This window comes from Streptomyces sp. CB02261, from assembly GCF_001905665.1.
Lineage (GTDB): Bacteria > Actinomycetota > Actinomycetes > Streptomycetales > Streptomycetaceae > Streptomyces.
In genome coordinates, this window is record NZ_LIVX01000001.1 from 218,003 (window position 1) to 240,797 (window position 22,795).

Below are 22,795 nucleotides of genomic sequence, written 5' to 3' on the forward strand. Positions count from 1 at the left end.
CTACGTCAGCGGATCCCCGATGTGGTGCACCCGCACCAGGTTCGTCGAGCCCGCGACTCCCGGCGGGGAGCCCGCCGTGATGACCACCGTGTCGCCCTTCTTGCAGCGGCCGATGCGCAGCAGTTCCTCGTCGACCTGGGCCACCATCGCGTCCGTCGAGTCGACGTGGGGGCCGAGGAAGGTCTCGACGCCCCAGGTGAGGTTGAGCTGGGAGCGGGTGGCCGGGTCGGGGGTGAAGGCCAGCAGGGGGATCGGGGAGCGGTAGCGGGAGAGGCGCTTGACCGTGTCGCCGGACTGGGTGAAGGCGACGAGGAACTTGGCGCCGAGGAAGTCGCCCATCTCGGCGGCGGCGCGGGCGACGGCGCCGCCCTGGGTGCGGGGCTTGTTGCGGTCGGTGAGGGGCGGGAGGCCCTTGGCGAGGACGTCTTCCTCGGCGGCTTCGACGATGCGGCTCATGGTGCGGACGGTCTCGATGGGGTAGCGGCCGACGCTGGTCTCGCCGGAGAGCATCACGGCGTCGGTGCCGTCGATGACCGCGTTGGCGACGTCACTCGCCTCGGCGCGGGTGGGGCGGGAGTTGTCGATCATCGAGTCGAGCATCTGGGTGGCGACGATGACCGGTTTGGCGTTGCGCTTGGCGAGTTTGACGGCGCGCTTCTGGACGATCGGGACCTGTTCGAGCGGCATCTCGACGCCGAGGTCGCCACGGGCGACCATGATGCCGTCGAAGGCGGCGACGATCTCGTCGATGTTGTCGACGGCCTGGGGCTTCTCGACCTTGGCGATGACGGGCAGCCGGCGTCCCTCCTCGTCCATGATCCGGTGGACGTCCACGATGTCGTGGGCGTTGCGGACGAAGGAGAGGGCGATGACGTCGGCGCCGATGCGCAGGGCCCAGCGGAGGTCATCGATGTCCTTCTCGGAGAGGGCGGGGACGGAGACCGCGACGCCGGGGAGGTTGAGGCCCTTGTGGTCGGAGACCATGCCGCCCTCGATGACGCGGGTGTTGACCCGGGGTCCTTCGACGGAGACGACCTCCAGGGTGACGCGGCCGTCGTCGACGAGGATGCGCTCGCCGGCGGTGACGTCCTCGGCGAGGCCGGAGTAGGTGGTGCCGCAGCCGTGGCGGTCGCCTTCCATGGGTTCGACGGTGATGGCGAACTCGTCGCCGCGTTCAAGGAGTACGGGGCCTTCGCGGAAGCGGCCGAGGCGGATCTTCGGGCCTTGAAGGTCGGCGAGGACGCCGACGCTGCGGCCGGTCTCGTCGGAGGCTTTGCGTACGTGTCGGTACCGCTCCTCGTGCTCGGCGTAGGAGCCGTGGCTGAGGTTGAATCGGGCCACGTCCATTCCGGCCTCGATCAACGCCTTGATCTGGTCGTATGTTTCGGTGGCGGGCCCAAGGGTACAAACGATTTTCGCTCGGCGCATGAGTCGAGCCTAGGGCTTACCCACCAGTAGCGAGTTGGTGGGACATGACTAGGCAACAACCTTTCCGTGAAAGGCTGTTGACAAGACTTGAATCTGTGCGCGGGGGTGCTCCGATGAGCGATTTCCACGCCCTCGCGCCGCCCGTCTCAGAGTGCGGGCGGTCGCATCGTGAAGCGGGCGACGACCTCGGCGGTGACCGTCTGCCGCTGCGGTTCGAGGTCCAGTGCGGGCGCCTCGCCGACGCCTTCGGCCGCGAAGGCCGCCGGTGCCCCGGCGAAGACCGGCGCCATCGGCGTCCCGGGGCCCACCAGTCCCGCGTCGGAGAGTTCGAGGAGTGACGCGAGGGAGGTGCCGAGCGCCTCCGCGTAGGCCCGGGCCCGCTGGACCGCCTCCGTCACCGCGAGCCGGCGCGCCTCCGCGTAGGCCGAGGAGTCGGGGCGCAGCGCCCACCACGGGCCGTCGACGCTCGTCAGTTCCAGGTCGGCGAGTCGGGTCACGAGTTCCCCGAGCGCGGTGAAGTCGGTGAGTTCGGCGGTCACCCGGACGCGGCCCCGGTAGGACTGCACGCGCTCGCCCCGGCCGCGCCGGCCGAGCTCGGGGGCGATCGAGAGACTGCCGGTCTCCAGTGAGCCGAGCGCGTTGCCCTGGGCCTTGAGCAGGTCGAGGACCCGGGTGTTGCGTCGGGTCAGGTCGGCGAGCGCCGTCGGCCGGTCCGTTCCCCTCGCGGAGACGGTGACGCCGATCCGGGCGAGCTCCGGGTCGACCTCCAGGCGTCCTTCGCCACGGACCGTCACCTGGGGGGCTTCGGGGGTCGCGTGTTCCTGCGTCACGTCCTGGCTCCTCCGCGTTCGACGACAGCGTCACCGAACACTTTCCCACTCCGTAACCGGAAAGGGCTGTTGCCCACGGGGAGGCCTGGGCCAGAATCTACGCGCGTTGTGCGCCAGTGGGCCGACGCCGAACGAACCGAGGAGAGCACATGCCGTTGAACCGCCGGACCTTCCTGGAGAGCTCCGTCGCCGTCGGGGCGGGAGCCGCCCTCACCGCCGGGGCCGTCGCCCCCGCCGAGGCCCAGGAGCGGCGCCCCAAGCCGGCCAAGCGGTACTCCTTCACCGTGATGGGCACCACCGACCTGCACGGGAACGTCTTCAACTGGGACTACTTCACGGACAAGGAGTTCGACGACAAGGCGCACAACGACGTCGGTCTCGCCAAGATCTCCACTCTGGTCGACCAGGTCCGCGCGGCGAAGGGCCGCTGCAACACCCTGCTCATCGACGCCGGCGACACGATCCAGGGCACCCAGCTGTCCTACTACTACGCCAAGGTCGACCCGATCACGAAGACCGGCGGGCCGGTCCACCCGATGGCCCAGGCCATGAACGCCATCGGGTACGACGCGGCCGCCCTCGGCAACCACGAGTTCAACTACGGCATCCCGGTGCTGCGGAAGTTCGAGGAGCAGTGTGACTTCCCGCTGCTCGGCGCCAACGCGCTGGACGCGAAGACGCTGCGTCCGGCCTTCCCGCCGTACAGCATGCACCGGATGCGCACCCCGCACGGCAGGGACGTCAAGGTCGCGATACTCGGTCTGACCAATCCGGGCATCGCCATCTGGGACAAGGCGAACGTCAGCGGGAAGATGGTGTTCCCCGGCCTTGAGGAGCAGGCGGCGAAGTGGGTGCCGAAGCTGCGGTCCATGGGCGCGGACGTGGTGGTCGTCTCGGCGCATTCCGGTTCCAGCGGCACGTCCTCGTACGGTGACCAGCTCCCCCACATCGAGAACGCGGCCGGGCTGGTCGCCGAGCAGGTGCCGGGTATCGACGCGATCCTCGTCGGTCACGCGCACACCGAGATTCCCGAGTACCGGGTGAAGAACAAGGAGACGGGCAAGGACGTCGTCCTGTCCGAGCCGCTGAAGTGGGGCCAGCGCCTCACCCTCTTCGACTTCGACCTGGTGTGGGAGAAGGGTCGCTGGGTGGTGGAGAAGGTCGGCGCGCAGGTCCTGAACTCCAACACGGTGGCGGAGGACCCGGAGATCACGGGGCTGCTCGCGGACGAGCACACGAAGGTGGTGGCGTACGTCAATCAGGTCATCGGCACGTCCACCGCCGCGATGACCACGGCCGACGCGCCGTGGAAGGACGAGCCGATCATCGACCTGATCAACGTGGTCCAGTCGGAGACGGTGAAGGCGGCTCTGGCGGGGGGCGCGTACGCGGACCTGCCGGTGCTCTCGCAGGCGTCCTGCTTCTCCCGGACGGCCCGGATCCCGGCCGGCCGGATCACGATCAAGGACGCCGCCGGGCTCTACCCCTTCGAGAACACGATGGAGGCCCGTCTGATGACGGGCGCCCAGCTGAAGGAGTACCTGGAGTACTCGGCGCGGTACTACGTGCTGACGCCGGCGGGCGCGCCGGTCGACACCGGGAAGCTGACGAACGCGGACGGCATCCCGGACTACAACTACGACGCCGTGTCGGGTCTGACGTACGAGATCGACATCGCGCGGCCGGCCGGTTCGCGGATCGTGGGTCTGGCCTTCGGTGGCGCGCCGATCGACCCGGCGGCGAAGTTCGTGCTCGCGGTCAACAACTACCGGGCGAGCGGTGGCGGGGCGTTCCCGCACGTGGCGAACGCCCCGCAGCTGTGGTCCAACTCGGACGAGATCCGTAACACCATCATCCAGTGGGTGCGGGCGAAGGGGACGGTCGACCCGGCTCTGTTCGCGTCGGTGGACTGGAGGCTGACCCGGGACGGTGTGCCGGTGTTCTAGAGCGCCGGGTCGTCACTGCTGTACGAGGGGCGTCAGCTTCTGGCTCTGGGCCGGGATGCTCGGCGCCTCTCGTGTCTCCAGTCCGAAGCTGGTGAAGGCGGTGCGGCGCGGGAGGGGGTACGGCTCCTTGCCGGTGATCGAGTTGAGGATGGTGGCGCTGCGCCAGGCGGCGAGGCCGAGGTCGGGGGCGCCGACGCCGTGGGTGTGCTTCTCGGCGTTCTGGACGTGGACGGCGCCGGTGACGGACGGGTCGAGGACGAGGCGGTAGCGCTCGTCGATGCGGGCGCGGCCGGCCGAGTCGTGGCGGAGGTAGGGGTCGAGGCCGGCGAGCATGCGGTCGACGGGGCGTTCGCGGTAGCCGGTGGCGAGGACGACGGCGTCGGTGGTGAGCCGGGAGCGGGTGCCTTGTTGGCGGTGTTCGAGGTGCAGTTCGACCTGGGTGGTGGCGACGCGGCCGGCGGTGCGGACGTGGACGCCGGGGGTGAGGACGGCGTCGGGCCAGCCGCCGTGGAGGGTGCGTCGGTAGAGCTCGTCGTGGATGGCGGCGATGGTGTCGGTGTCGATGCCCTTGTGGAGCTGCCATTGGCGGGGGACGAGGTCGCCGCGTACGGGTTCGGGGAGGGCGTGGAAGTAGCGGGTGTAGTCGGGGGTGAAGTGCTCCAGGCCCAGCTTGGAGTACTCCATGGGGGCGAAGGCCTCGGTGCGGGCGAGCCAGTGGATCTTCTCGGCTCCGGCGGGGCGGGCTCTGAGGAGGTCGAGGAAGACCTCGGCGCCGGACTGGCCGGAGCCGATGACGGTGACGTGTCCGGCGGCGAGCAGCGTCTCGCGGTGGGCGAGGTAGTCGGCGGAGTGGAAGACGGGGACGCCGGGGGCGTCGGCGAGGGGCTTGAGGGGCTCGGGGACGTACGGTTCGGTGCCGACGCCGAGGACGACGTTGCGGGTGTAGGCGCGGCCCAGTGCCTCGGCTTCACCGTCCGTGTCGAGTTGGGTGAAGTCGACTTCGAAGAGGCGCCGCTCGGGGTTCCAGCGGACGGAGTCGACCTGGTGGCCGAAGTGCAGTCCGGGGAGTCGTTCGCTGACCCAGCGGCAGTAGGCGTCGTATTCGGCGCGTTGGATGTGGAATTTCTCGGCGAAGTAGAAGGGGAAGAGGCGTTCCCGGCTTTTGAGGTAGTTGAGGAAGGTCCAGGGGCTGGCGGGGTCGGCGAGGGTCACCAGGTCGGCGAGGAAGGGGACCTGGAGGGTGGCGCCGTCGAGGAGGAGGCCGGGGTGCCAGTGGAAGGCGGGCCGCTGCTCGTAGAAGGTGGTGGCGAGGCCGCCGGGGACGCCTTGGGCGAGGGCGGCGAGTGAGAGGTTGAAGGGGCCGATGCCGACGCCCACCAGGTCGTGGGGCCGGTCGAGGTCGTCCTTGGGGGTGTTGCCGGTCATCGGTGCGTGCTGCCTTCCACGAGGGTGAGGATCTGGGCGAGGTCGCCGGGGGTGGTGTGGGGGTTGAGCAGGGTGGCCTTGAGCCAGAGGCGGCCGTCGGCCTCGGCGCGGCCGAGGACGGCGCGGCCTTCGGTGAGGAGGGTGCGGCGGATCGTGGCGACGGCCTTGTCGTCGGCGCCGGTGGGGCGGAAGAGGACGGTGGTGAGGGTGGGGCGGGCGCGCAGGTCGAGTTCCGGTGCTTTCTCGACCAGGTCGGCGAGGTCCTGGGCGAGGTCCATGCAGGTGTCGACGAGTGCGCCGAGGCCGGTGCGGCCGAGGGCGCGGAGGGTGACGGCCGTCTTGAGGATGTCGGGGCGGCGGGTGGTGCGCAGGGAGCGGCCGAGGAGGTCGGGGAGGCCGGCTTCGGTGTCGTCGTCGGCGTTGAGGTAGGCGGCGGTGTGGCCGAGGGCGGCGAGGTCGGCGGGGTCGCGTACGGCGAGGAGTCCGGCGGCGGCCGGCTGCCAGCCGAGTTTGTGCAGGTCGACGGTGACGGTACGGGCACGGTCGAGGCCGTCGAGGAGGTGGCGGTGGGTGCGGCTGAGGAGGACGGGGCCCCCGTATGCGGCGTCGACGTGGAGTTCGGCGTTGTGGGCGGCGCAGGTGTCGGCGAGCTGCGGCAGTGGGTCGATGAGGCCCTCGTCGGTGGTGCCCGCGGTGGCGGCGACGAGGACGGGGCCTTCGGTGCGCGCCAGGGCTTCGGCGAGGGCGGCCGGGTCGAGGGTGCCGTTCGGGGTGGGGACGGTGACCGGTTCGGGGAGGCCGAGGAGCCAGGCGGCGCGGCGGAGGGAGTGGTGGGCGTTCGCGCCGACGACGGTGCGGAGGGCGGCGCCGTGGCGTTCTCTCGCCAGGAGCAGGGCGAGCTGGTTGGACTCGGTGCCGCCGGTGGTGACGAGCGCGTCGGGGGTCGCCGCTCCGGGGAAGACCTCGGCGGCGAGGGCCGCCGTGACCGCGGCTTCGAGGGCGGAGGCGGCGGGGGCCTGGTCCCAGGAGTCCATGGACGGGTTGAGCGCGGAGGCGGCGAGGTCCGCGGCGGCGGCGAGGGCGAGGGGCGGGGTGTGGAGGTGGGCGGCGCAGAGGGGGTGGGCGGGGTCGGCGGCGCCTTCCGCGAGGACGCGGACGAGGGTGCGGAGGGCCTCGTCCGGGCCGGTGCCGCGCTCCGGCAGGGCCTCGCCCAGCGCCTCGCGCACCCGGCGCGCCACGGCCTCGGGGCCGCCGGCGGGGAGGGGTCCGCCCCTGGTCTGCGCTCCTTCGCGGAGGGCGTCGAGGGCGGTGCCCAGGAAGCGGCTCAGGGGGGTGGGGTCGGCGGCGAGAGGTGGGGGTGCGGCACGCATGGACGACAGGGTGGCGGGCCGTGGTGGGGGCTGTCCGGGGAGTGGGGGGTTGTGACCCGAACGAGGGAACGGCGCCCCGGTGTCGGGGCGCCGTCCGGTGGGTCAGGAGGTGCGGACCGCGAGGGCGCGGCGGAGGTCGTCCAGCTGGTCGACCAGCTTGCGGCGGAGGGCCGGGATGAGGGTGTCGTCGTCGAGGTGGCGTTCGCCCAGGGACAGGGACTCCGGGTCGATGGCGTACGCGGGGAAGGCGTAGCGGCCCGCGGCCTCGGCCATGGCGGGGCCCCTGCGGGCGCCGAGGGCGGTCGCGGCCTCGTAGAAGCGGGGTACGTACTCGCGTACGAGGTCGGCCTGCTCGGGCTGCCAGAAGCCCTGGGCGGTGGCGGTGAAGAGGTAGTTGGAGAGGGCGTCGGAGTCGAAGAGGGCGGCCCAGGCTTCGGCTTTCGCGTCGGGGGTGGGGAGGGAGGCCCGGCAACGGGCGGCGCCCTCCTGGCCGGTGGCGCTGGGGTCGCGTTCGAGTTCGGCGGCGATCACGGTCTCGTCGGTGGCGCCGAGGACGGCGAGGCGGGCCAGGATGCGCCAGCGCAGTTCGGGGTCGAGTTCGGGGCCGCCGTGGACGGTGCCGTCGTCGAGCCAGGAGGCGATCTTGGCGGGGGTGGTGGCGCTGTCGATGAAGGCGCGGACGGCGGTGAGGCGCAGTCCGGGGGCTTCGCCGTCCTCGGTGTGGCGGATCAGGTCGCGGGCGATCTCGCTGATCTTGGCGAGGGCGGCGGGGCGTTCGTCGTCGGCGACGTAGCGGTCGGCGATCTGGGTGCGGGCGAAGCCGAGGACGCCCTGGACGATGGCGAGTTCGGTCTCTTCGGTGAGGTGGGCGAGGGCGATCTCCAGGTAGGCGCCGGGTTCGAGGTCGCCGTCGCGGACCATGTCGCGGAGCGCGTTCCAGATGACGGCGCGGGTCAGCGGGTCGGGGATGCGGGAGAGGCCCCGGAGGGCGGTTTCCTGCGACTCCTCGTCGAAGCGGAGCTTGGTGTAGGTGAGGTCCTGGTCGTTGAGGACGACGAGGGCGGGGCGGCGGCCGGCGCGCGGGGCGGCCGCCCCTTCCTGGGGTACGTCGAGTTCGAAGCGCTCGCGCAGGACGAGGCGGCGGGCGTCGACCAGGTCGTGGTCGTAGGCGCCGACGGAGACGCGGTGGGGGCGGCTGCCGTCCTGGGCGACGGTCAGGTGCCATTGTCCGTCGGCCTCCTCGACGACGGGCGTCAGGGTGTCGACGCCCGTCGTCCGCAGCCACCGCTCGGCCCAGGCGTGGACGTCGCGGTCGGTGGCGGCGGCCAGGTTGTCGATGAAGTCGGCGAGGGTGGCGTTGCCGAACCGGTGGCGCTTGAAGTGGATGTTGATGCCGGCGAGGAAGTCCTTCTCGCCGAGCCAGGCGACGAGCTGGCGGAGGGCGGAGGCGCCCTTGGCGTAGGAGATGCCGTCGAAGTTGAGGAGCGCGGAGGCGGTGTCGGGGACGGCTTCCGGGTCGGGGGCGACGGGGTGGGTGGAGGGCCGCTGGTCGGCCTCGTATCCCCAGGCCTTCCTGGCGATGCCGAAGTCGACCCAGGTGTCGGGGAAGAGGTCGGCGCAGGCTTCGTTGACGGTCTGGAAGCCCATGTACTCGGCGAAGGACTCGTTCAGCCAGATGTCGTCCCACCAGCGGAGGGTGACGAGGTCGCCGAACCACATGTGGGCCATCTCGTGGGCGATGACCATGGCGCGGGTCTGGCGTTCGGTGACGGTGACGGCGGAGCGGAAGACGAACTCGTCGCGGAAGGTGACGAGGCCGGGGTTCTCCATGGCGCCCGCGTTGAACTCGGGGACGAAGGCCTGGTCGTACGAGTCGAAGGGGTAGGGCTCGTCGAACTTCTCGTGGTACCGGTCGTAGCAGGCCCTGGTGACGGCGAGGATCTCGTCGGCGTCGGCGTCGAGGTGGGGGGCGAGGGAGCGGCGGCAGTGGATGCCGAAGGGGAGCCCGGCGTGTTCGGTGCGGATCGAGTGCCAGGGTCCGGCGGCGACGCAGACGAAGTAGGTGGAGAGCAGCGGGGTGGGGGCGGCCTTCCAGGTGCCGTCGGGCCGGCGCTCGGTGACGCTGTTGGAGAGGACGGTCCAGCCGTCGGGGGCGGTGACGGTCAGCTCGAAGACGGCCTTGAGGTCGGGCTGGTCGAAGGCGGCGAAGACGCGCTGGACGTCCTCCATGAAGAGCTGGGTGTAGACGTACGACTCGCCGTCGGTGGGGTCCGTGAACCGGTGCATGCCCTCGCCCGTGCGGGAGTAGCGCATGGTGGTGGTGACGCGCAGCTCGTGCTCGCCCTCGCTGAGGCTCAGCGGGAGCCGGTTGCCGCTGAGGGAGGCCGGGTCGAGGGCTTCTCCGTCGAGGGTGGCGGAGTGCAGGGTGACGGGCTTGAGCTCGACGAAGGTGTCCCCGGCGGCGCGGGCGGTGAACCGGACGGTGCTGGTCGACTCGAAGGTCTCTGCGCCGGTGGTGAGGTCGATGTCCACCAGGTAGCGGTGGACGTCGAGGAGCTGGGCACGGGTCTGCGCTTCGTCGCGCGTCAGTACGGACATGGGCCCTATGCTGCCCGATGCCTCCGGGCGCCGGGGAGGGGCGGTGGGGAACCGCCGGAGGGGGACGGCCGGGTGGGCGGGGCCGGCCGTCAGGCGACGCCGGTGCCGTCGAGGTGGGCGAAGGCGGCCGTGATGCGGGGGCGGTCGTAGCCGTGGGGGCCCGCGGCGCCGCTGGACAGCAGGGTGTGGAGCAGGATCCGGGCCTTGGCGGGGTCGAGGGGGCCGGCCGGGATCAGTCCGTGGTGGAGCAGGTCGTACTCGGAGCCGGGGCCGCGGTAGGTGCGGGAGAGGGTGGTGCCGCCGCCCGTACGGGAGGCGAGGACGACCGGGATGCGGCGGGCGAGCTCGGCGAGCGGGTCGACGAGCCAGGCGGGGGCGTGTCCGGCGCCGAAGGCGGCGACGACGAGGCCCTGGAAGCGGTGGTCGACGGCGTCGAGGAGTTCGCCGCGGTCGCCCTGGGAGAGGGTCACGAGCGCCACCCGGACGTCGGGGTCGAGCCGGAGGGGGCAGAGCGCGGCCGGGACGGCGGGGCGGAGCAGGATGCGGGGCTCGCCCTCGACGACGCCGCCGATCGGTCCCGCGCCGGGTGAGGCGAAGGTGGCGACGGAGGTGGTGTGGGTCTTGCGGGCGAGGCGGGCGGTGTGGATCTCGTCGCCGACGACGACGAGGACGCCGAGGTTCCGGCAGGCCGGGTCGGCGGCGACCGCGAGTGCGGCGGCGAGGTTGGCGGGTCCGTCGGCGCCCGGCAGGTCGGGGCGGCGCATGGCGCCGGTGACGGCGATCGGCTGCTCGGTGGTGCAGAGCAGGTCGAGGGTGAAGGCGGTCTCCTCCAGGGTGTCGGTGCCCTGGACGACGACGACGCCGGAGCCGGCGGCGACGGTGGCGCGGACCTCGGCGGCGAGGGCGGCGAGGTCCTCGTGGCTGAGGGTGGAGCTGGGGACGCGGCGGAAGTCCTTGAGGACGACGTCGTGGTCCGCGCCGAGCTCGGCGAGGACCTCCTGGCCGCTCATGCGGGCCGCGTCACCGCCTCGTGCGGAGATGGTCCCTCCGAGGGTGAAGACCGTGACGCGGGCCATCAGCGTGCTCCGTCCGCAATCGTCTCGTGGTGGCGGATGACCTCGGCGATGATGAAGTTCAGGAGTTTCTCCGCGAAGGCCGGGTCCAGTTTCGCGTTCTCGGCGAGTTCCCGCAGCCGGGCGATCTGGCGTGACTCGCGGGCGGGGTCGGCGGGCGGCAGCTGGTGCCGGGCCTTGAGGACGCCGACCTGCTGGGTGCACTTGAAGCGCTCGGCGAGCATGTGCACGACCGCCGCGTCGATGTTGTCGATGCTTTCGCGCAGCCGGGTCAGTTCGGCCCGTACGGACTCGTCGATGGCGTGGGGATCGGTGGGGTCACTCATGATCTGCGAGCTTAGACGGATCCGGGGAGGATGGTGGGCGGGTGTTCGGGATCCGGAACGCGGTCGCTCCAGCCTCCGTGCACGGACCGTCCCTGCTGCTCGCGGAAGCGGATGGGGGCGGTGCCGACCCGGCGGGTGAAGAGCCGGGAGAAGTAGGCCGGGTCGTCGTAGCCGACGCGGCGGGCGACGGCGGCGACGGGCAGTTCGGTGGCGGCGAGGAGTTCCTTGGCGCGGCCGAGGCGGACGGTGAGCAGGTAGTCCTTGGGGCTGCAGCCGGCGGCGCGGCGGACGGCGGTGCGCAGTTCGGCGGCGGTCATGCCGTGCCGGGTGGCGTGGTCGGCGATGGTGAGGGGCTGGAAGGCGTCGCGGGCGAGGGCGGTGAGGACGGGGTCGCCGTCGGCGTTGGTGTCGGCGCGGGCGCGGCGCAGGGCGACGAGGAGTTCGTGGACGGCGGCTCCCGTCTCGACTTCGAGGAGGGGGTTGCCGGGGCGGGCGGCGCGGGCGATCCGGCTGATGGCGGCGCGGGCGGGGGCGGCGTCGGAGAGGGGGACGACGGGCCGGTCGGGCTCGATGTAGCCGAGTTCGGTGTAGGTGGCGGTGGCGGGTCCGGCGAAGTCGACGAAGGCCTCGTCCCAGCCGGTGCCGGGGTCGGCGCCGTAGTGGTGGGGGACGCCGGGGGTGAGCCAGAGCAGGGCGGGGGCGGTGACGGTGGCGCGTCGGCCGTCGGCGGACCGGTACCAGCCGCTGCCCGCGGAGACGACGACGGCCACGTGGTGGTCGAGGGTGCGGGGGCCGACGGTGGGCAGGGTGCCGTGCTGGAGGCCGACGCCGAGGCAGACGAGGCCGAGGCGGTGGTGGACGGGGCTGGGCGTGAAGTAGCGCATCCAGGTGTGGTACATGCGGTGGGCCCCTCCGTGGCGTCCGATCCGTAAGGTCCAAACTGCGACGATCTTTGTCCATGGACCGGTTCGCCGCCAGGGGGTGAGGGTGGCCGTATGAGCACGTTCGCTGTGGGTGACGAGGACTTTCTGCTCGACGGGCGGCCGGTGCGGTTGCTGTCGGGGGCGCTGCACTACTTCCGGGTGCACGAGGACCAGTGGGCGCACCGGCTCGGGATGCTGCGTGCGATGGGCCTCAACTGTGTCGAGACGTACGTCCCCTGGAATCTGTACGCGCCGGAGCCCGGCCGGTACGGGGACGTGGGGGCGCTCGGCCGGTTCCTGGACGCGGTGGAGCGGGCCGGGATGTGGGCGATCGTGCGCCCGGGGCCGTACATCTGCGCCGAGTGGGAGAACGGCGGGCTGCCCCACTGGCTGACCGGTCCGCTGGGGCGGCGGGTGCGGACCCTGGACCCGGAGTTCCTGGAGCCGGTGGAGGCGTGGTTCCGGCGGCTGCTGCCGCAGGTGGTGGAGCGGCAGGTCGACCGGGGCGGGCCGGTGGTCCTGGTCCAGGTGGAGAACGAGTACGGGAGTTACGGCAGCGACCGGGGCTATCTGGAGTGGTCGGCGGAGCTGTTGCGCGACTGCGGCGTGAGCGTGCCGCTGTTCACCTCGGACGGTCCCGAGGACCACATGCTGACGGGTGGGTCGGTGCCGGGGGTGCTGGCGACGGCGAACTTCGGTTCGGGGGCGCGGGAGGGGTTCGCGACGCTGCGGCGCCACCAGCCGTCGGGGCCGCTGATGTGCATGGAGTTCTGGTGCGGCTGGTTCGACCACTGGGGCACGGGGCACGCGGTGCGGGACGCGCGGGACGCGGCGGACGCGCTGCGGGAGGTCCTGGAGTGCGGGGCCTCGGTCAATGTGTACATGGCGCACGGGGGCACGAACTTCGCGGGCTGGGCGGGCGCGAACCGGGCCGGTGAGCTGCACGACGGGCCGCTGCGGGCGACGGTGACCTCGTACGACTACGACGCTCCGGTGGACGAGGCGGGGCGGCCGACGGAGAAGTTCTGGCGTTTCCGCGAGGTGCTCGCGGCGTACGCGGAGGGGCCGCTGCCGGAGGTCCCCGAGCCGCCGGCGCGGCTGGGGGCGCCGGTCTCCGCCGCGCTCGGCGACTGGGCGCCGCTGGGCCGGGTCCTGGGGGTGCTCGGTGACGAGGAGACGGTGACGCCGGTGCCGCCGACCTTCGAGGAGCTGGGTGTGGACCGGGGTCTGGTGCGCTACCGGCTGACGGTGCCGGGTCCCCGGCAGCCGTATCCGCTCTCGGTGACGGGGCTGCGGGACCGGGCGGTGGTGTACGTCGACGGGCTCCCGGCGGGTGTCCTGGACGCCGAGGAGGCGGTGCTCGCCGAGCCGGTGCCGGGGTCGGCGGTCGTCGATCTGTGGGTGGAGTCGCTGGGCCGGGTCAACTACGGGCCCCGGCTCGGGGAGCCGAAGGGGATCACGGGGGGCGTACGGCACGAGCGGCAGTATGTGCACGGGGTACGGGCCCGGGGGCTGCGCCTTGACGCCTTCGAGGCGGCGGCGGTGGACAAGGTGCGGTTCGGGTCCGCGGCGGACTCGCGCGGGCCGGGTCTGTACCGGGGGACGCTGGAGGTCACCGGTGCCGGGGACGCGGTCCTGCGGCTGCCGGGCGCGACCCGGGGCTTCGTGTGGGTGAACGGTTTCTGTCTGGGCCGGTACTGGGCGGTGGGCCCGCAGGATGCGCTGTTCGTGCCGGGGCCGGTGCTCCGGGAGGGCGCGAACGAGGTGTGGGTGCTGGAGCTGGAGGGCGGGGCGGGCGAGGCCGTCGTCCTCGACGTCCTGGGGGACGCGCGGTAGAGGGGGAGCGCGCGCATGGAGGTGCCCCGGAGCCGAGGCCGCTCCGGGGCACCCGTTCACGTGTCGCCGTTACAGCGTGGCCGCGGCCGACTTGATCGCGGCGGCGAAGGTCGAGACCTCCGTGTAGACGCCGGGGTAGCCGGCCCGCGCGCAGCCCTCGCCCCAGCTCACGATGCCGACCTGGATCCAGGCTCCGGCGTTGTCCTTGCGGAACATCGGGCCGCCGGAGTCACCCTGACAGGTGTCGACGCCGCCCTGGCTGTAGCCGGCGCAGATCTCCTCGGACGGGACGAGGTCGCTGCCGTACGACGCCTGGCAGGAGGCGTCGGAGACGAACGGGACGTTCGCCTTGAGCAGGTAGCGCTGCTGCGCCCCGCCCTCACGGGCGGCGCCCCAGCCGGCCACCGTGAAGGTGCCGCTGTTGTACGCGGTGGTCTCGGCGATCTTCAGGTTGGGCAGCGAGGTGATGGGGCTGGCGAGCTTGATCAGCGCCCAGTCCTTGCCCTTGCCGTTGTAGCCCGGGGCCTGGAGGACCTTGGTGGACCGGACCTTGATGGCGCTGCTGCTCTGCAGGTCCACGACACCGGCGGTGGCGGTGATGCTGGTGTTGTTGCCGGAGCCGCTCACGCAGTGGGCCGCGGTGAGCACGATCTGCGGGGTGATCAGCGAGCCGCCGCAGCCCATGGAGAGCCTGACCATCCAGGGGAACTCGCCCTGGGCGGCGCGGACGCCGCCGACGACGGGCGCGGGGGCGGCGGAGGCGGTGCTGGTGGGCTGGAGGCTGACGGCCGCCAGGACGACGGCGCCGGCCGCGGCGAGCTTCTGCAGCGCGCGGACCATTCTGTTCTGCTTCACGTGTCTGCCTTCTTTCATGGGGGGTGAACCCGACGGGTGATGACATGCGCCCGTCAAGTCGTGTCCGGATTATGGGCAGGGACCAACTGCCGCCACAAGAAAGGCTTTTCGGCCAGATCCAGTGGCCGGCCCGTACAGTGGGACGGAGAGGGGAAACCGGCATGCCGAACCGCCACGAGGGTGACCGCGTCGCCCACGGCTTTCCGCACCGCGCCGCGATCGGGGCCTCGCTCACCGCGCTGTACCGACGCCTCTCCCCGGACGGCGTGGACCGCTATCCGGTGAGCGTCCCGGCCGCCGACGTGGCCTTCGGCGACGACGAGGACCTTCACCTCGGCACCCAGCGGGTGGCCCGCGCCCTCGTCCGGCACCTGAGGCTGCCGGAGGCCCGCATGGTGGTGAGCTTCCGCTCGATGGAGCACGCGGCCACCGTCGAACTCGCCGCCGGCCCCGAGTACTTCGTGGAACTCAACGACCGTTTTCGGACCCGTCGCCGGGACATCGGCGCCGCTCTCGCCCACGAGATCACCCATGTTCTGTTGCACCGGCTCGGACTCGGCTTCCCCGATACCGAGGAGAACGAGATCCTCACCGATGTCGTCACCGCCTATCTGGGTGCCGGATGGCTGCTGCTCGACGCGTACCGGCAGGACGGCGTGGAGAGCCAGAAGCTGGGCTATCTGACGCCGGAGGAGTTCGGCTACGTCCTCGCCAAGCGGGCCGTGGTCTTCGGCGAGGACCCGTCGCCGTGGTTCACCAGCGCGGTGGCGTACGAGGCGTGGGGACGGGGCCGGGCGGAGGCGGAGCGGGAGCGGACACCGCCCCCGCTCGCCGGGGCGGGCTGGGCCGAACGCCGGCGGTACGGCAGGGACCGGCGCCGGGGCCGGGCGGCGCCGGGCGCCCCCTACGCCTTCGAGGGCGGAGCGCCGGCGACGGGCGTGTCGTTCCTCTGCCCGGTCTGCCGCCAGCGCCTGAGGGTCCCGGCGGGACGGCCGCTGCGGGCCCGGTGCGGGGTGTGCCGCACGGTCCTGGAGTGCGCGGGCTAGGGCGTGGGCCCTGGACCGTCCTCGGTCCTCAGGCTCTTGAAGAAGTAGACGTCCTCGGCGCCGCCCGGGATGCCCGGGACGCGGCCGGTCTCCACGTATCCGTGCCGCCGGTAGAAGTCCGGGGCCTGGAAGGTGAACGAGGAGACGGTCGCCCGGTCGCAGCCGCGCCGCCGGGCCTCGGCCTCGGCGGCGCGCAGGAGCCGGCTCCCCCAGCCGCCCTTCCGGCTCTCCTCGCGCACCCACAGCAGGTCGATCCCGAAGAGCCCGCTCCAGGTCCAGCCGGTGAGCCCGCCGATGAGGTCCCCCCGCTCGTCGACGGCCTTCACCGACAGCTCGCCCTGGTCCCCGGGGGTGGTTCCGGTGGCCGCGAAGTTGAACGCCTCGAGTCCCTGCTCCAGGAGCTTCGCGAGTGCGGCGTCGCCGTGGCCGACGCTCAGCGCCGACTCGTCGTGATCGTGCGTCATGCGAACCGATTCTGACACGGCCACACCCGCGGAACCGGGCGCGGGGACGCGAGGAGCCCCCGCGGGACGGGCCGGGGTATCGGATTTGCGCCAGAGCCGGACGGCGGGTCAGGGTCGGCGCATGAGCATGTTGTTCGACGCCATCCGGGACGGGGACGAGGACGGGGCCGTACGAGCCCTGCGCGACGGGGCCGACCCCGAGTCCCGGGAGGACGGGGAGACCGCCCTGTACCGCGCGGCCGTCGGCGACGAGGCCGGAATCGTACGGGTGCTGCTGGCCGCCGGGGCGGACCCGGGCCGGGGCAGCGGCGAGGACGGCGGCGACCTGCCGCTCTGCGGGGCGGCCGTCGGCGGGCACACCGAGGTGGCGCGGGCCCTCCTCGCGGCGGGCGCGGCGGCGGACCAGGAGGAGGCGTACGGCTTCACGGCCCTCGCGTGGGCGCTGCGGCTGGGGCACGCCGACACGGCACGGGCCCTCCTGGAGTACGGGGCGGACCCGGACCGGCGCGGGCCCGACGGGATCCTCCCGCTCGTCGCCGCCGCCCGGCGCGGCTCCAGCGGCTGCGTCAGGGCGCTCCTCGACCACGGCGCGACGGCGCGGGAGGCGGCGCTGCGGGAGGCCCGGCGGTGGATCGGCGCCGACATCGCGGCCGAGCTGCGGCGCGGGCTCGTCGCGGGGAACGAGGGCGGGCAGACGTACGAGGCCGTGGTCCGCCGGGTCCGGGAGGACGGCGGGATCACGGTCGTCGTGGACCTGCTGCGGGAGGACGGCTCCCCCGGGCGCGGCGACGATCGCCAGACCGGCCACGCGGCCATCGCCACGCTCCTGGAGTCCGCGCTCGGACTGCGCACCTCGCACGAGGAGCTGGCGGCGCGGGCCCTGCGCTGCGGCGACCCGGAGCTCGACGACTGGACGACGGCGGTGGCCGAACTGGCCGGCCGGGCCGACGAGGAGACCTTCGTGGCGGCTGCCGCGTGGTGCGCCTACCGCGACCCGCTGCGGCGGGCCCTGGGCGCGCGGGTGCTCGGCGCCCTGCCCGGCTTCGCGCCGAGCGCGGTCCCGGTGCTGCGGCGGCTCGCGGCGGAGGGGGCGACGCAGGCGCGGGAGCCGGTGCTCTCGGTGGTGTCGGCGCTCGGGGAGTGCGCGGACCCGGCCGCCGTGCCCGAACTCCTCGCGGCGGCCGGGCACCCCGACGCGGCGGTGCGGCGGGCGGTGGCCGGGGCACTCGCCGGGATCGTGCCGGCCGGGCACGTGGAGGCGCTCGGGGTGCTGCTCGCGCTGAGCAGGGACGGTGACGCGCGGGTCCGGGACTGGGCGACGCTCGCGCTGGCGGAGCTGCCGGACGACACCCCGCTCGTACGGGAGGGGCTGGCCGAGCGGCTCGGCGACCCCGATCCGGAGACGGCGGCGGAGGCGGCGCGCGGGCTGGCGATCCGTCAGGACCCGCGCGCCGTGGACGCGCTGGCGTCGGCCCTCGCGGACGGCGACCCGGAGGGCGCGGCGCGGGAGACGGCACTCGCCGCCCTCGAGTACGTCCACGACCCCCGGGTCAGGACCCGGCTGGAGTGGACGTCACCGCGCCGCACCTGACGGGCCGGGGGCGTACCGCCGGGAGTGGGCAGCTCGCGGGCCTGGCCCGCGAGCCTGCGGCCCCGCAGCACCCCGGGACGGCTCAGCAGCCGTGGTCGATCAGGTCGAAGGACGCGTAGTGGTCGGCGGTGTAGTAGTCCTCCGCCGCGTTCCCGGTCACGATCCGGCGGGCGCCGCGGGTGGATTCGCCCGGGGTCCTGACCGTGTACTCGTGGTAGTAGCCCTGGGCGTGGTCGGGCAGGATCCGCTCCCTGTTCTGGAAGACGTCCCCGTCCTGGCGGTACGGGAAGGGGCCGCCCGCGTCGATCAGCCGCAGGGTGTCGTGGGCCTGGCTCGGCAGGTCGGAGGAGCAGATGTCGCCGACGGCCGCGGCGCGCGCCGCGAGCGCGGACACGGGGTCGGCGGGCGCGGGGACGGCGGTGGCGGCGGCGCCGAGGAGGAGGGAGGAGAGGAGGGCGGTGGCGACACCGCCGGCGAGGGTGAACCGTGGGGGGATGCGCATGGCAGCGATGATGATGCGCGTAGACCCCGGCCGGGAAGCCGAACGCCCCTCATCTCGCCGGACGTCGACCGCGTGTTCCCGAAGGTGCGGATCCCGTGTGCATCGCCGGGGCCCCTTGCGGGCCCCGGCGATCAGACGTATCGGCCGGGGGCTCGTTACGAGTCGGTCGGCCTCGGCCGGGAGCCGCGGGCACTGCCGGCGCTCCGTGCGCGGCCGGTGCCCGAGGCCTGGCGTCCGGCGCGGCCGGCGGCGGTCGCGGCACCGCGACCGCCGCCGCCGGCGGAGCCGGAACCCCGGCCCGAGCCGCGTCCCGAACCACCGGTGGTTCCGGCGGCGCGGGTCGTGGATCCGGCGGCGCGGCCCGAGGCCGTGCCCGTGGCCGCGGAACGCCCGGAGCCGGAGCCGGCCGTGCCGGTGGACCCGCCGGCGGGGGCCGGACGGCGGCGTCGGCGGCTGCCGGAGGCGCCGCCGCTGCCGGAGGCGGTGGCCTTGCGCGGCGGGGTCGGCTGCGGGGTCTCGATGACGACCGGGACGCCCGAGGGCTCCCGCGCGCCGGTCAGCTCGGCCAGCTGCTCGTCGCTGGACTTGATCTGGGCCGTACGGGGGCTGATGCCCGCGTTCGTCATCAGACGGCCCATGTCGCGCTTCTGCTCCGGCAGGACCAGGGTGAAGACGCTGCCGGACTCACCCGCGCGGGCGGTGCGGCCGCCGCGGTGGAGGTAGTCCTTGTGGTCGGTCGGCGGGTCGACGTTGACGACGAGGTCGAGGTTGTCGACGTGGATGCCCCGCGCCGCGACGTTCGTCGCCACCAGCGTGGTCACCTGGCCGGTCTTGAACTGGTCCAGGGTCCGGTTGCGCTGCGGCTGCGAACGGCCGCCGTGCAGGCCGGAGGCCCGTACGCCGTTGGCGAGGAGCCGCTTGACCAGCCGGTCCACGGACCGCTTGGTGTCCATGAAGAGGATCGTCCGGCCGTCGCGGGCCGCGATCCGCAGCGTGACGGCCTTCTTGTCGGTCTCGTCGGCCACGTACAGGACGTGGTGCTCCATGGTGGTGACCGCGCCGGCCGAGGGGTCGACGGAGTGCACGACCGGGTCGTCGAGGAACATCTTGACGAGCCGGTCGATGTTCCGGTCGAGGGTGGCCGAGAACAGCAGCCGCTGCCCGCCCGGCTCGACCTGCTTCAGCAGCTTCGTGACCTGCGGCAGGAAGCCCATGTCGGCCATCTGGTCGGCCTCGTCGAGGACGGTGACGGCGACCTGGTCGAGCCGGCAGTCGCCCCGGTCGATGAGGTCGTGGAGCCGGCCCGGGGTGGCGATGAGGACCTCGGCGCCGCGCCGCAGCGCGGAGGACTGCCGGCTGATCGACATGCCGCCGACGACCGTGGTGATCCGCAGCCGGAGCGCGGAGGCGTACGGGGTGAGGGCGTCGGTCACCTGCTGCGCGAGCTCGCGCGTGGGCACCAGGACGAGCGCGAGGGGCGCGGTGGGCTCGGCGCGGCGGCCCGCGGTGCGGGCGAGGATCGCGAGGCCGAAGGCGAGGGTCTTGCCGGATCCGGTACGCCCCCGGCCGAGCACATCGCGGCCGGCCAGCGAGTTCGGGAGGGTCGCGGCCTGGATCGGGAACGGCTCCGTGACGCCCTGCTCACCCAGGGTCCGCAGCAGGCCCTCGGGCATGTCGAGGTCGGCGAAGGCGGCCACCGCGGGCAGCGCGGGCGTCAGGGTCTCCGGCGGCGTGAACTCGCTCGGCGGCGGGGGCGCGGTGGGACGGCGCCCGCCGCGGGAGGCCTTCGGCTGTGACGTGGACTTCGCCTGGGCGGTGCGGGGGCTGCGCTTGTGAGGGCGTTCGGAGCGGGTCATGCGTGCCTTTCTGGCCGGTGCTCGCGGCACAGGCGGGGCCCGCACCTGGCGATGCGGGCCCCGGCTGCTTTACCCGGAACACGCGATACGGGCCCCGGATGTCTCCCGGAACGCGTGGTACGAGCCCCGGATGTCTCTACCGGAACAATAGTGCGCCCCCGGACCTTCCCGCCCCGCCCGACCGATGCCCGGACGGATCAGACCAGGCCGGCGCCCCGCGACGTGGGCGACCTCACAGCCGTACGGGCGGCCGGGACGGCGGGCCCGGCCTGGTCGACAGGACTTCTCTCAGGTCCGTACGGCGACTCCGTCCAGGACCATGGACAGGTACTGGCGGGCGATCTCCTCGGGGCTGTGCCGCCCGCCCGGCCGGTACCAGGACGCGGCGACCCAGACGGTGTCGCGGAGGAACCGGTAGGTGAGGCGGACGTCGAGGTCGGCCCGGAACACGCCGGCCTCGACGCCGCGCTCCAGGGTGCCGAGCCAGGCCCGCTCGAACTTGTGCTGCGAGGCGGTGAGGTACTGGAAGCGGGGCTGGTCGGTGAGGTGCCGGGACTCCTTCTGGTAGATGGCGACGGCGGCACGGTGCCGGTCGATCTCACGGAAGGACTCGGTGACGAGGGCCTCGATGGTCTCGCGCGGCCCGAGCCCGGCGTCGAGGACGGCGTCGTACCCCTCCCACAGCTCGCCGAGGAAGGTGGAGAGGATCTCGTCGAGCATCGACTCCTTGGAGTCGAAGTGGTAGTAGAGGCTGCCGGCGAGCATCCCTGCGGCGTCCGCGATCTTGCGGACGGTGGTGGCGTTGTAGCCCTGGGCCGCGAACACCTCCGCCGCGGTGTCGAGGAGCTCACGGCGCCGCTCGGGCGCGGCACTCGCCTGGGTCTTCTTCTTGGTGGCTGACACACGCCCATTCTGGTCCTACCGCGCCGGCTCCAGGCGCGGCGGGCCGTCGTCGTTGCCGCGGCGGAAGATCCGCGTCGGTCGCCCCCGGACCCAGCTGTGGAGGACGATCTCGTCTCCGTCCACCCAGGTCCGTACGACCTCGGTCGGCTCCACCCGGAAGAGGTGGAAGGGCCGGGGCGCGCCCGCGTCGGCCGCGTACCGGTCCACGGTCTCGGGGTCGGTGACCTCGACCGCCCGACCGGAGATCCGGACGTCGCCGCCGCCCATTCCGGTGCCGGAGCCCGGGTTGGCGAGCAGCCCGAACCGGGGGTCGCGGCGCAGGTCGAAGGCCTTGCGGGAGTTCGGCATCATGCCGAACCAGAGCTCGCCGAAGCGGAAGTCGGCCTCGATGCCGCTGAGCCGGGGCGAGCCGTCCTGCCGCACGGTGGCGAGGGCGTGGTGGGTGTACTGCCCGAAGCGCTCGCGCACGGTCGCGGCGAGGGCGGGTTCGGCGGCCTCGAAGGCCGACCAGTTGGTTCCGATGTCTCCCATACGTTCAGGAAACACCGGATACCAGACAGCCACTGTCCGGATTACTCCGGACGTTCCCCGGGTGGCGGGGGCGGCGGACTTCAGGAGGTGGCGGCACGCTCCGCGGCGCTGCGCTCGACGCAGAACTCGTTGCCCTCCGGGTCGCCGAGGGTCGCCCAGCCGGTGCCGTCCGGGTTCCGCCGGTCGTCGAGCAGGGTGGCGCCGAGGGCGAGCAGCCGCTCGACCTCCTCGTCACGGGTCCGGTCCTGCGGCTGGAGGTCCAGGTGGACGCGGTTCTTGACCGCCTTCGGCTCGGGGACCTGGATGAAGAGGAGGCCGGCGCCGGCCGACTCGACGAGCGCCTCCTCGTCGCCGGGCTGATCGTCGTCGGAGACCTTGGCGTCCAGCGCCTGGGCCCAGAAGGTGGCGAGGGCGTAGGCGTCGGCGCAGTCGATGGTCACGTGTCGTACGAGAGAGCTCATGGCGCCATGGTCCCCTTCCGTCCCGCCGGCCGGCCAGCGAATAACTCCCGTGCCCGGAAAGGGTCGTGCCCCGCCCGCTCCCGTCTCAGGAGCGGACGATGCCCTGCCCCCGGGCGGCGGCGAGCCAGGCGGGGAAGTCGGCGACGATCCGGTCGTACAGCTCGCCGTCCGGGACCCGGCTCGGGTCCTGACCGGCGTGGAAGAAGCCCGCGTTGTCGACGGGCCGCTTCGCGGGGACGTCCAGCTCGTCGAGCCGGCGCAGGAACTCGAACTGCCGGCTGCCCGGGTCGCCGAAGCCGATGAACTGCCAGAAGATCGGCAGCCGGGCCGCCTTGCACACGTACCGCTCGGCGGCGAGCTTGTTGATCGGCCCGCCGTCGGTCTGGAAGACGACGAGCGCGGGCGCGGTGGAGCCGCTGTCCAGGTAGTGGTCGATGACGGCGTCCATGGCGAGGTGGTAGCTCGTCTTCCCCATGTGGCCGAGGCCGGCGACGATCCGGTCGATCCGGCCGGCGTGGTCGTCGATCCGGATGTCGGTCTCGGCGTCGACGTCGGTGGAGAAGAAGACGACCGGCACGCGCCCGTCGTCGTCGAGCTGCGCGGAGAGCCCGAGCACCCGGTCGGCGAGTGCCTGCACGGCGCCGCTGGCGTAGTACGGCTTCATCGACCCCGAGTAGTCGACGACGAGGTAGACGGCGACCCGCTGCCCCCCGATCCCGCACCGCTGGAGGGACGCCCCGGCCTCCTTGTACAGGCTGACCAGCGCGGGCGCGGTCTCCTCGATCTTCCGCAGGCTCAGTGCCACCGTATCCCCCTCGTGCTCACGCGACG

The 22,795-nt window shown here is 73.0% G+C and carries 20 protein-coding genes; 4 read left to right on the top strand and 16 right to left on the bottom strand.

The genetic code is table 11. From position 1 onward, the window contains the following. Both pyk and AMK29_RS00990 read right to left on the bottom strand, forming a co-directional pair. A complete protein-coding gene (gene pyk, locus AMK29_RS00985) occupies positions 1–1,428 on the bottom strand; it encodes a pyruvate kinase (protein ID WP_073806676.1) in 1,428 nt (475 codons plus the stop codon). Between the two features lie 146 nt (positions 1,429–1,574). Beyond that, positions 1,575–2,258: an SIMPL domain-containing protein gene (locus AMK29_RS00990; protein WP_073806677.1), complete on the bottom strand. Its 684-nt coding sequence runs from the start codon at positions 2,256–2,258 to the stop codon at positions 1,575–1,577. A 149-nt stretch (positions 2,259–2,407) separates the two neighbouring features. On the opposite strand from AMK29_RS00990, the gene AMK29_RS00995 reads away from it, so the two are divergent. After that, a complete protein-coding gene (locus AMK29_RS00995) occupies positions 2,408–4,204 on the top strand; it encodes a bifunctional metallophosphatase/5'-nucleotidase (protein WP_073806678.1) in 1,797 nt (598 codons plus the stop codon). 12 nt (positions 4,205–4,216) lie between these two features. Here AMK29_RS00995 and AMK29_RS01000 read toward each other — a convergent pair whose 3' ends face one another. The 6 genes from AMK29_RS01000 to AMK29_RS01025 form a co-directional block, all read right to left on the bottom strand. Next, positions 4,217–5,629, bottom strand: coding sequence for a lysine N(6)-hydroxylase/L-ornithine N(5)-oxygenase family protein (locus AMK29_RS01000; RefSeq protein ID WP_073806679.1), 1,413 nt, complete (start codon positions 5,627–5,629; stop codon positions 4,217–4,219). Further along, the gene (locus AMK29_RS01005; RefSeq protein ID WP_073806680.1) at positions 5,626–6,999 is read right to left on the bottom strand and encodes a pyridoxal phosphate-dependent decarboxylase family protein; all 1,374 of its coding nucleotides are present in this window, start codon (positions 6,997–6,999) and stop codon (positions 5,626–5,628) included. Before AMK29_RS01005 ends, AMK29_RS01000 begins: the two co-directional genes overlap by 4 nt. Positions 7,000–7,101: 102 nt before the next feature. Next, entirely contained in the window at positions 7,102–9,597 is a 2,496-nt protein-coding gene (gene pepN, locus AMK29_RS01010) for an aminopeptidase N (protein WP_073806681.1), read from the bottom strand. Positions 9,598–9,686: 89 nt separating this feature from the next. Next, positions 9,687–10,673, bottom strand: a complete 987-nt coding sequence (locus AMK29_RS01015; RefSeq protein WP_073806682.1) for an asparaginase — start codon at positions 10,671–10,673, stop codon at positions 9,687–9,689. Further along, a complete protein-coding gene (locus AMK29_RS01020; RefSeq protein ID WP_073806683.1) occupies positions 10,673–10,996 on the bottom strand; it encodes a chorismate mutase in 324 nt (107 codons plus the stop codon). Before AMK29_RS01020 ends, AMK29_RS01015 begins: the two co-directional genes overlap by 1 nt. Before the next feature lie 11 nt (positions 10,997–11,007). Beyond that, entirely contained in the window at positions 11,008–11,895 is an 888-nt protein-coding gene (locus AMK29_RS01025; protein ID WP_073806684.1) for a helix-turn-helix transcriptional regulator, read from the bottom strand. Positions 11,896–11,991: 96 nt separating this feature from the next. On the opposite strand from AMK29_RS01025, the gene AMK29_RS01030 reads away from it, so the two are divergent. Next, positions 11,992–13,755 carry a glycoside hydrolase family 35 protein gene (locus AMK29_RS01030; protein WP_073806685.1) on the top strand — a complete coding sequence of 588 codons (1,764 nt, stop codon included), beginning with the start codon at positions 11,992–11,994 and terminating at the stop codon, positions 13,753–13,755. Between the two features lie 69 nt (positions 13,756–13,824). Here the strand turns inward: AMK29_RS01030 and AMK29_RS01035 are convergent, their stop codons facing one another. Beyond that, positions 13,825–14,595, bottom strand: coding sequence for a S1 family peptidase (locus AMK29_RS01035; RefSeq protein WP_241845115.1), 771 nt, complete (start codon positions 14,593–14,595; stop codon positions 13,825–13,827). Positions 14,596–14,771: 176 nt separating this feature from the next. Here AMK29_RS01035 and AMK29_RS01040 point away from each other — a divergent pair, with 176 nt between their 5' ends. After that, the gene (locus AMK29_RS01040; protein WP_073806687.1) at positions 14,772–15,656 is read left to right on the top strand and encodes a hypothetical protein; all 885 of its coding nucleotides are present in this window, start codon (positions 14,772–14,774) and stop codon (positions 15,654–15,656) included. On the opposite strand, the gene AMK29_RS01045 is transcribed toward AMK29_RS01040, so the two are convergent. After that, complete coding sequence (locus AMK29_RS01045; protein ID WP_073806688.1) at positions 15,653–16,120, bottom strand: GNAT family N-acetyltransferase; 468 nt, start codon at positions 16,118–16,120, stop codon at positions 15,653–15,655. The genes AMK29_RS01040 and AMK29_RS01045 overlap by 4 nt on opposite strands. Positions 16,121–16,241: 121 nt before the next feature. On the opposite strand from AMK29_RS01045, the gene AMK29_RS01050 reads away from it, so the two are divergent. Beyond that, positions 16,242–17,711 carry an ankyrin repeat domain-containing protein gene (locus tag AMK29_RS01050; RefSeq protein ID WP_073806689.1) on the top strand — a complete coding sequence of 490 codons (1,470 nt, stop codon included), beginning with the start codon at positions 16,242–16,244 and terminating at the stop codon, positions 17,709–17,711. Between the two features lie 82 nt (positions 17,712–17,793). Here the strand turns inward: AMK29_RS01050 and AMK29_RS01055 are convergent, their stop codons facing one another. The 6 genes from AMK29_RS01055 to AMK29_RS01080 all read right to left on the bottom strand — a co-directional run bounded on the left by AMK29_RS01055 (position 17,794) and on the right by AMK29_RS01080 (position 22,769). After that, positions 17,794–18,213, bottom strand: a complete 420-nt coding sequence (locus AMK29_RS01055; RefSeq protein ID WP_073806690.1) for a ribonuclease domain-containing protein — start codon at positions 18,211–18,213, stop codon at positions 17,794–17,796. Between the two features lie 155 nt (positions 18,214–18,368). Then, positions 18,369–20,069 carry a DEAD/DEAH box helicase gene (locus AMK29_RS01060; protein ID WP_073806691.1) on the bottom strand — a complete coding sequence of 567 codons (1,701 nt, stop codon included), beginning with the start codon at positions 20,067–20,069 and terminating at the stop codon, positions 18,369–18,371. Positions 20,070–20,357: 288 nt separating this feature from the next. Beyond that, on the bottom strand, positions 20,358–20,972 hold the full coding sequence (locus AMK29_RS01065) for a TetR/AcrR family transcriptional regulator (protein ID WP_073806692.1): 615 nt from the start codon (positions 20,970–20,972) through the stop codon (positions 20,358–20,360). A gap of 15 nt (positions 20,973–20,987) precedes the next feature. Then, a complete protein-coding gene (locus AMK29_RS01070; protein ID WP_073806693.1) occupies positions 20,988–21,503 on the bottom strand; it encodes a pyridoxamine 5'-phosphate oxidase family protein in 516 nt (171 codons plus the stop codon). An 80-nt stretch (positions 21,504–21,583) separates the two neighbouring features. Next, positions 21,584–21,964 (bottom strand): VOC family protein, encoded by a 381-nt coding sequence (locus AMK29_RS36290; protein ID WP_158071297.1) that lies wholly within the window; start codon positions 21,962–21,964, stop codon positions 21,584–21,586. Between the two features lie 85 nt (positions 21,965–22,049). Beyond that, complete coding sequence (locus tag AMK29_RS01080; RefSeq protein ID WP_073806695.1) at positions 22,050–22,769, bottom strand: VWA domain-containing protein; 720 nt, start codon at positions 22,767–22,769, stop codon at positions 22,050–22,052. Positions 22,770–22,795 lie beyond the last annotated feature (26 nt).

Coding starts and splice junctions, on each gene's coding strand:
- AMK29_RS00995 (WP_073806678.1), top strand. CDS start 2,408: ATGCCGTTGAACCGCCGGACCTTCCTGGAGAGCTCCGTCGCCGTCGGG.
- pyk (WP_073806676.1), bottom strand. CDS start 1,428: ATGCGCCGAGCGAAAATCGTTTGTACCCTTGGGCCCGCCACCGAAACA.
- AMK29_RS01055 (WP_073806690.1), bottom strand. CDS start 18,213: ATGCGCATCCCCCCACGGTTCACCCTCGCCGGCGGTGTCGCCACCGCC.
- pepN (WP_073806681.1), bottom strand. CDS start 9,597: ATGTCCGTACTGACGCGCGACGAAGCGCAGACCCGTGCCCAGCTCCTC.
- AMK29_RS01020 (WP_073806683.1), bottom strand. CDS start 10,996: ATGAGTGACCCCACCGATCCCCACGCCATCGACGAGTCCGTACGGGCC.
- AMK29_RS01005 (WP_073806680.1), bottom strand. CDS start 6,999: ATGCGTGCCGCACCCCCACCTCTCGCCGCCGACCCCACCCCCCTGAGC.
- AMK29_RS01050 (WP_073806689.1), top strand. CDS start 16,242: ATGAGCATGTTGTTCGACGCCATCCGGGACGGGGACGAGGACGGGGCC.
- AMK29_RS01025 (WP_073806684.1), bottom strand. CDS start 11,895: ATGTACCACACCTGGATGCGCTACTTCACGCCCAGCCCCGTCCACCAC.
- AMK29_RS01070 (WP_073806693.1), bottom strand. CDS start 21,503: ATGGGAGACATCGGAACCAACTGGTCGGCCTTCGAGGCCGCCGAACCC.
- AMK29_RS01060 (WP_073806691.1), bottom strand. CDS start 20,069: ATGACCCGCTCCGAACGCCCTCACAAGCGCAGCCCCCGCACCGCCCAG.
- AMK29_RS01030 (WP_073806685.1), top strand. CDS start 11,992: ATGAGCACGTTCGCTGTGGGTGACGAGGACTTTCTGCTCGACGGGCGG.
- AMK29_RS01035 (WP_241845115.1), bottom strand. CDS start 14,595: ATGGTCCGCGCGCTGCAGAAGCTCGCCGCGGCCGGCGCCGTCGTCCTG.
- AMK29_RS01045 (WP_073806688.1), bottom strand. CDS start 16,120: ATGACGCACGATCACGACGAGTCGGCGCTGAGCGTCGGCCACGGCGAC.
- AMK29_RS01040 (WP_073806687.1), top strand. CDS start 14,772: ATGCCGAACCGCCACGAGGGTGACCGCGTCGCCCACGGCTTTCCGCAC.
- AMK29_RS01000 (WP_073806679.1), bottom strand. CDS start 5,629: ATGACCGGCAACACCCCCAAGGACGACCTCGACCGGCCCCACGACCTG.
- AMK29_RS36290 (WP_158071297.1), bottom strand. CDS start 21,964: ATGAGCTCTCTCGTACGACACGTGACCATCGACTGCGCCGACGCCTAC.
- AMK29_RS01015 (WP_073806682.1), bottom strand. CDS start 10,673: ATGGCCCGCGTCACGGTCTTCACCCTCGGAGGGACCATCTCCGCACGA.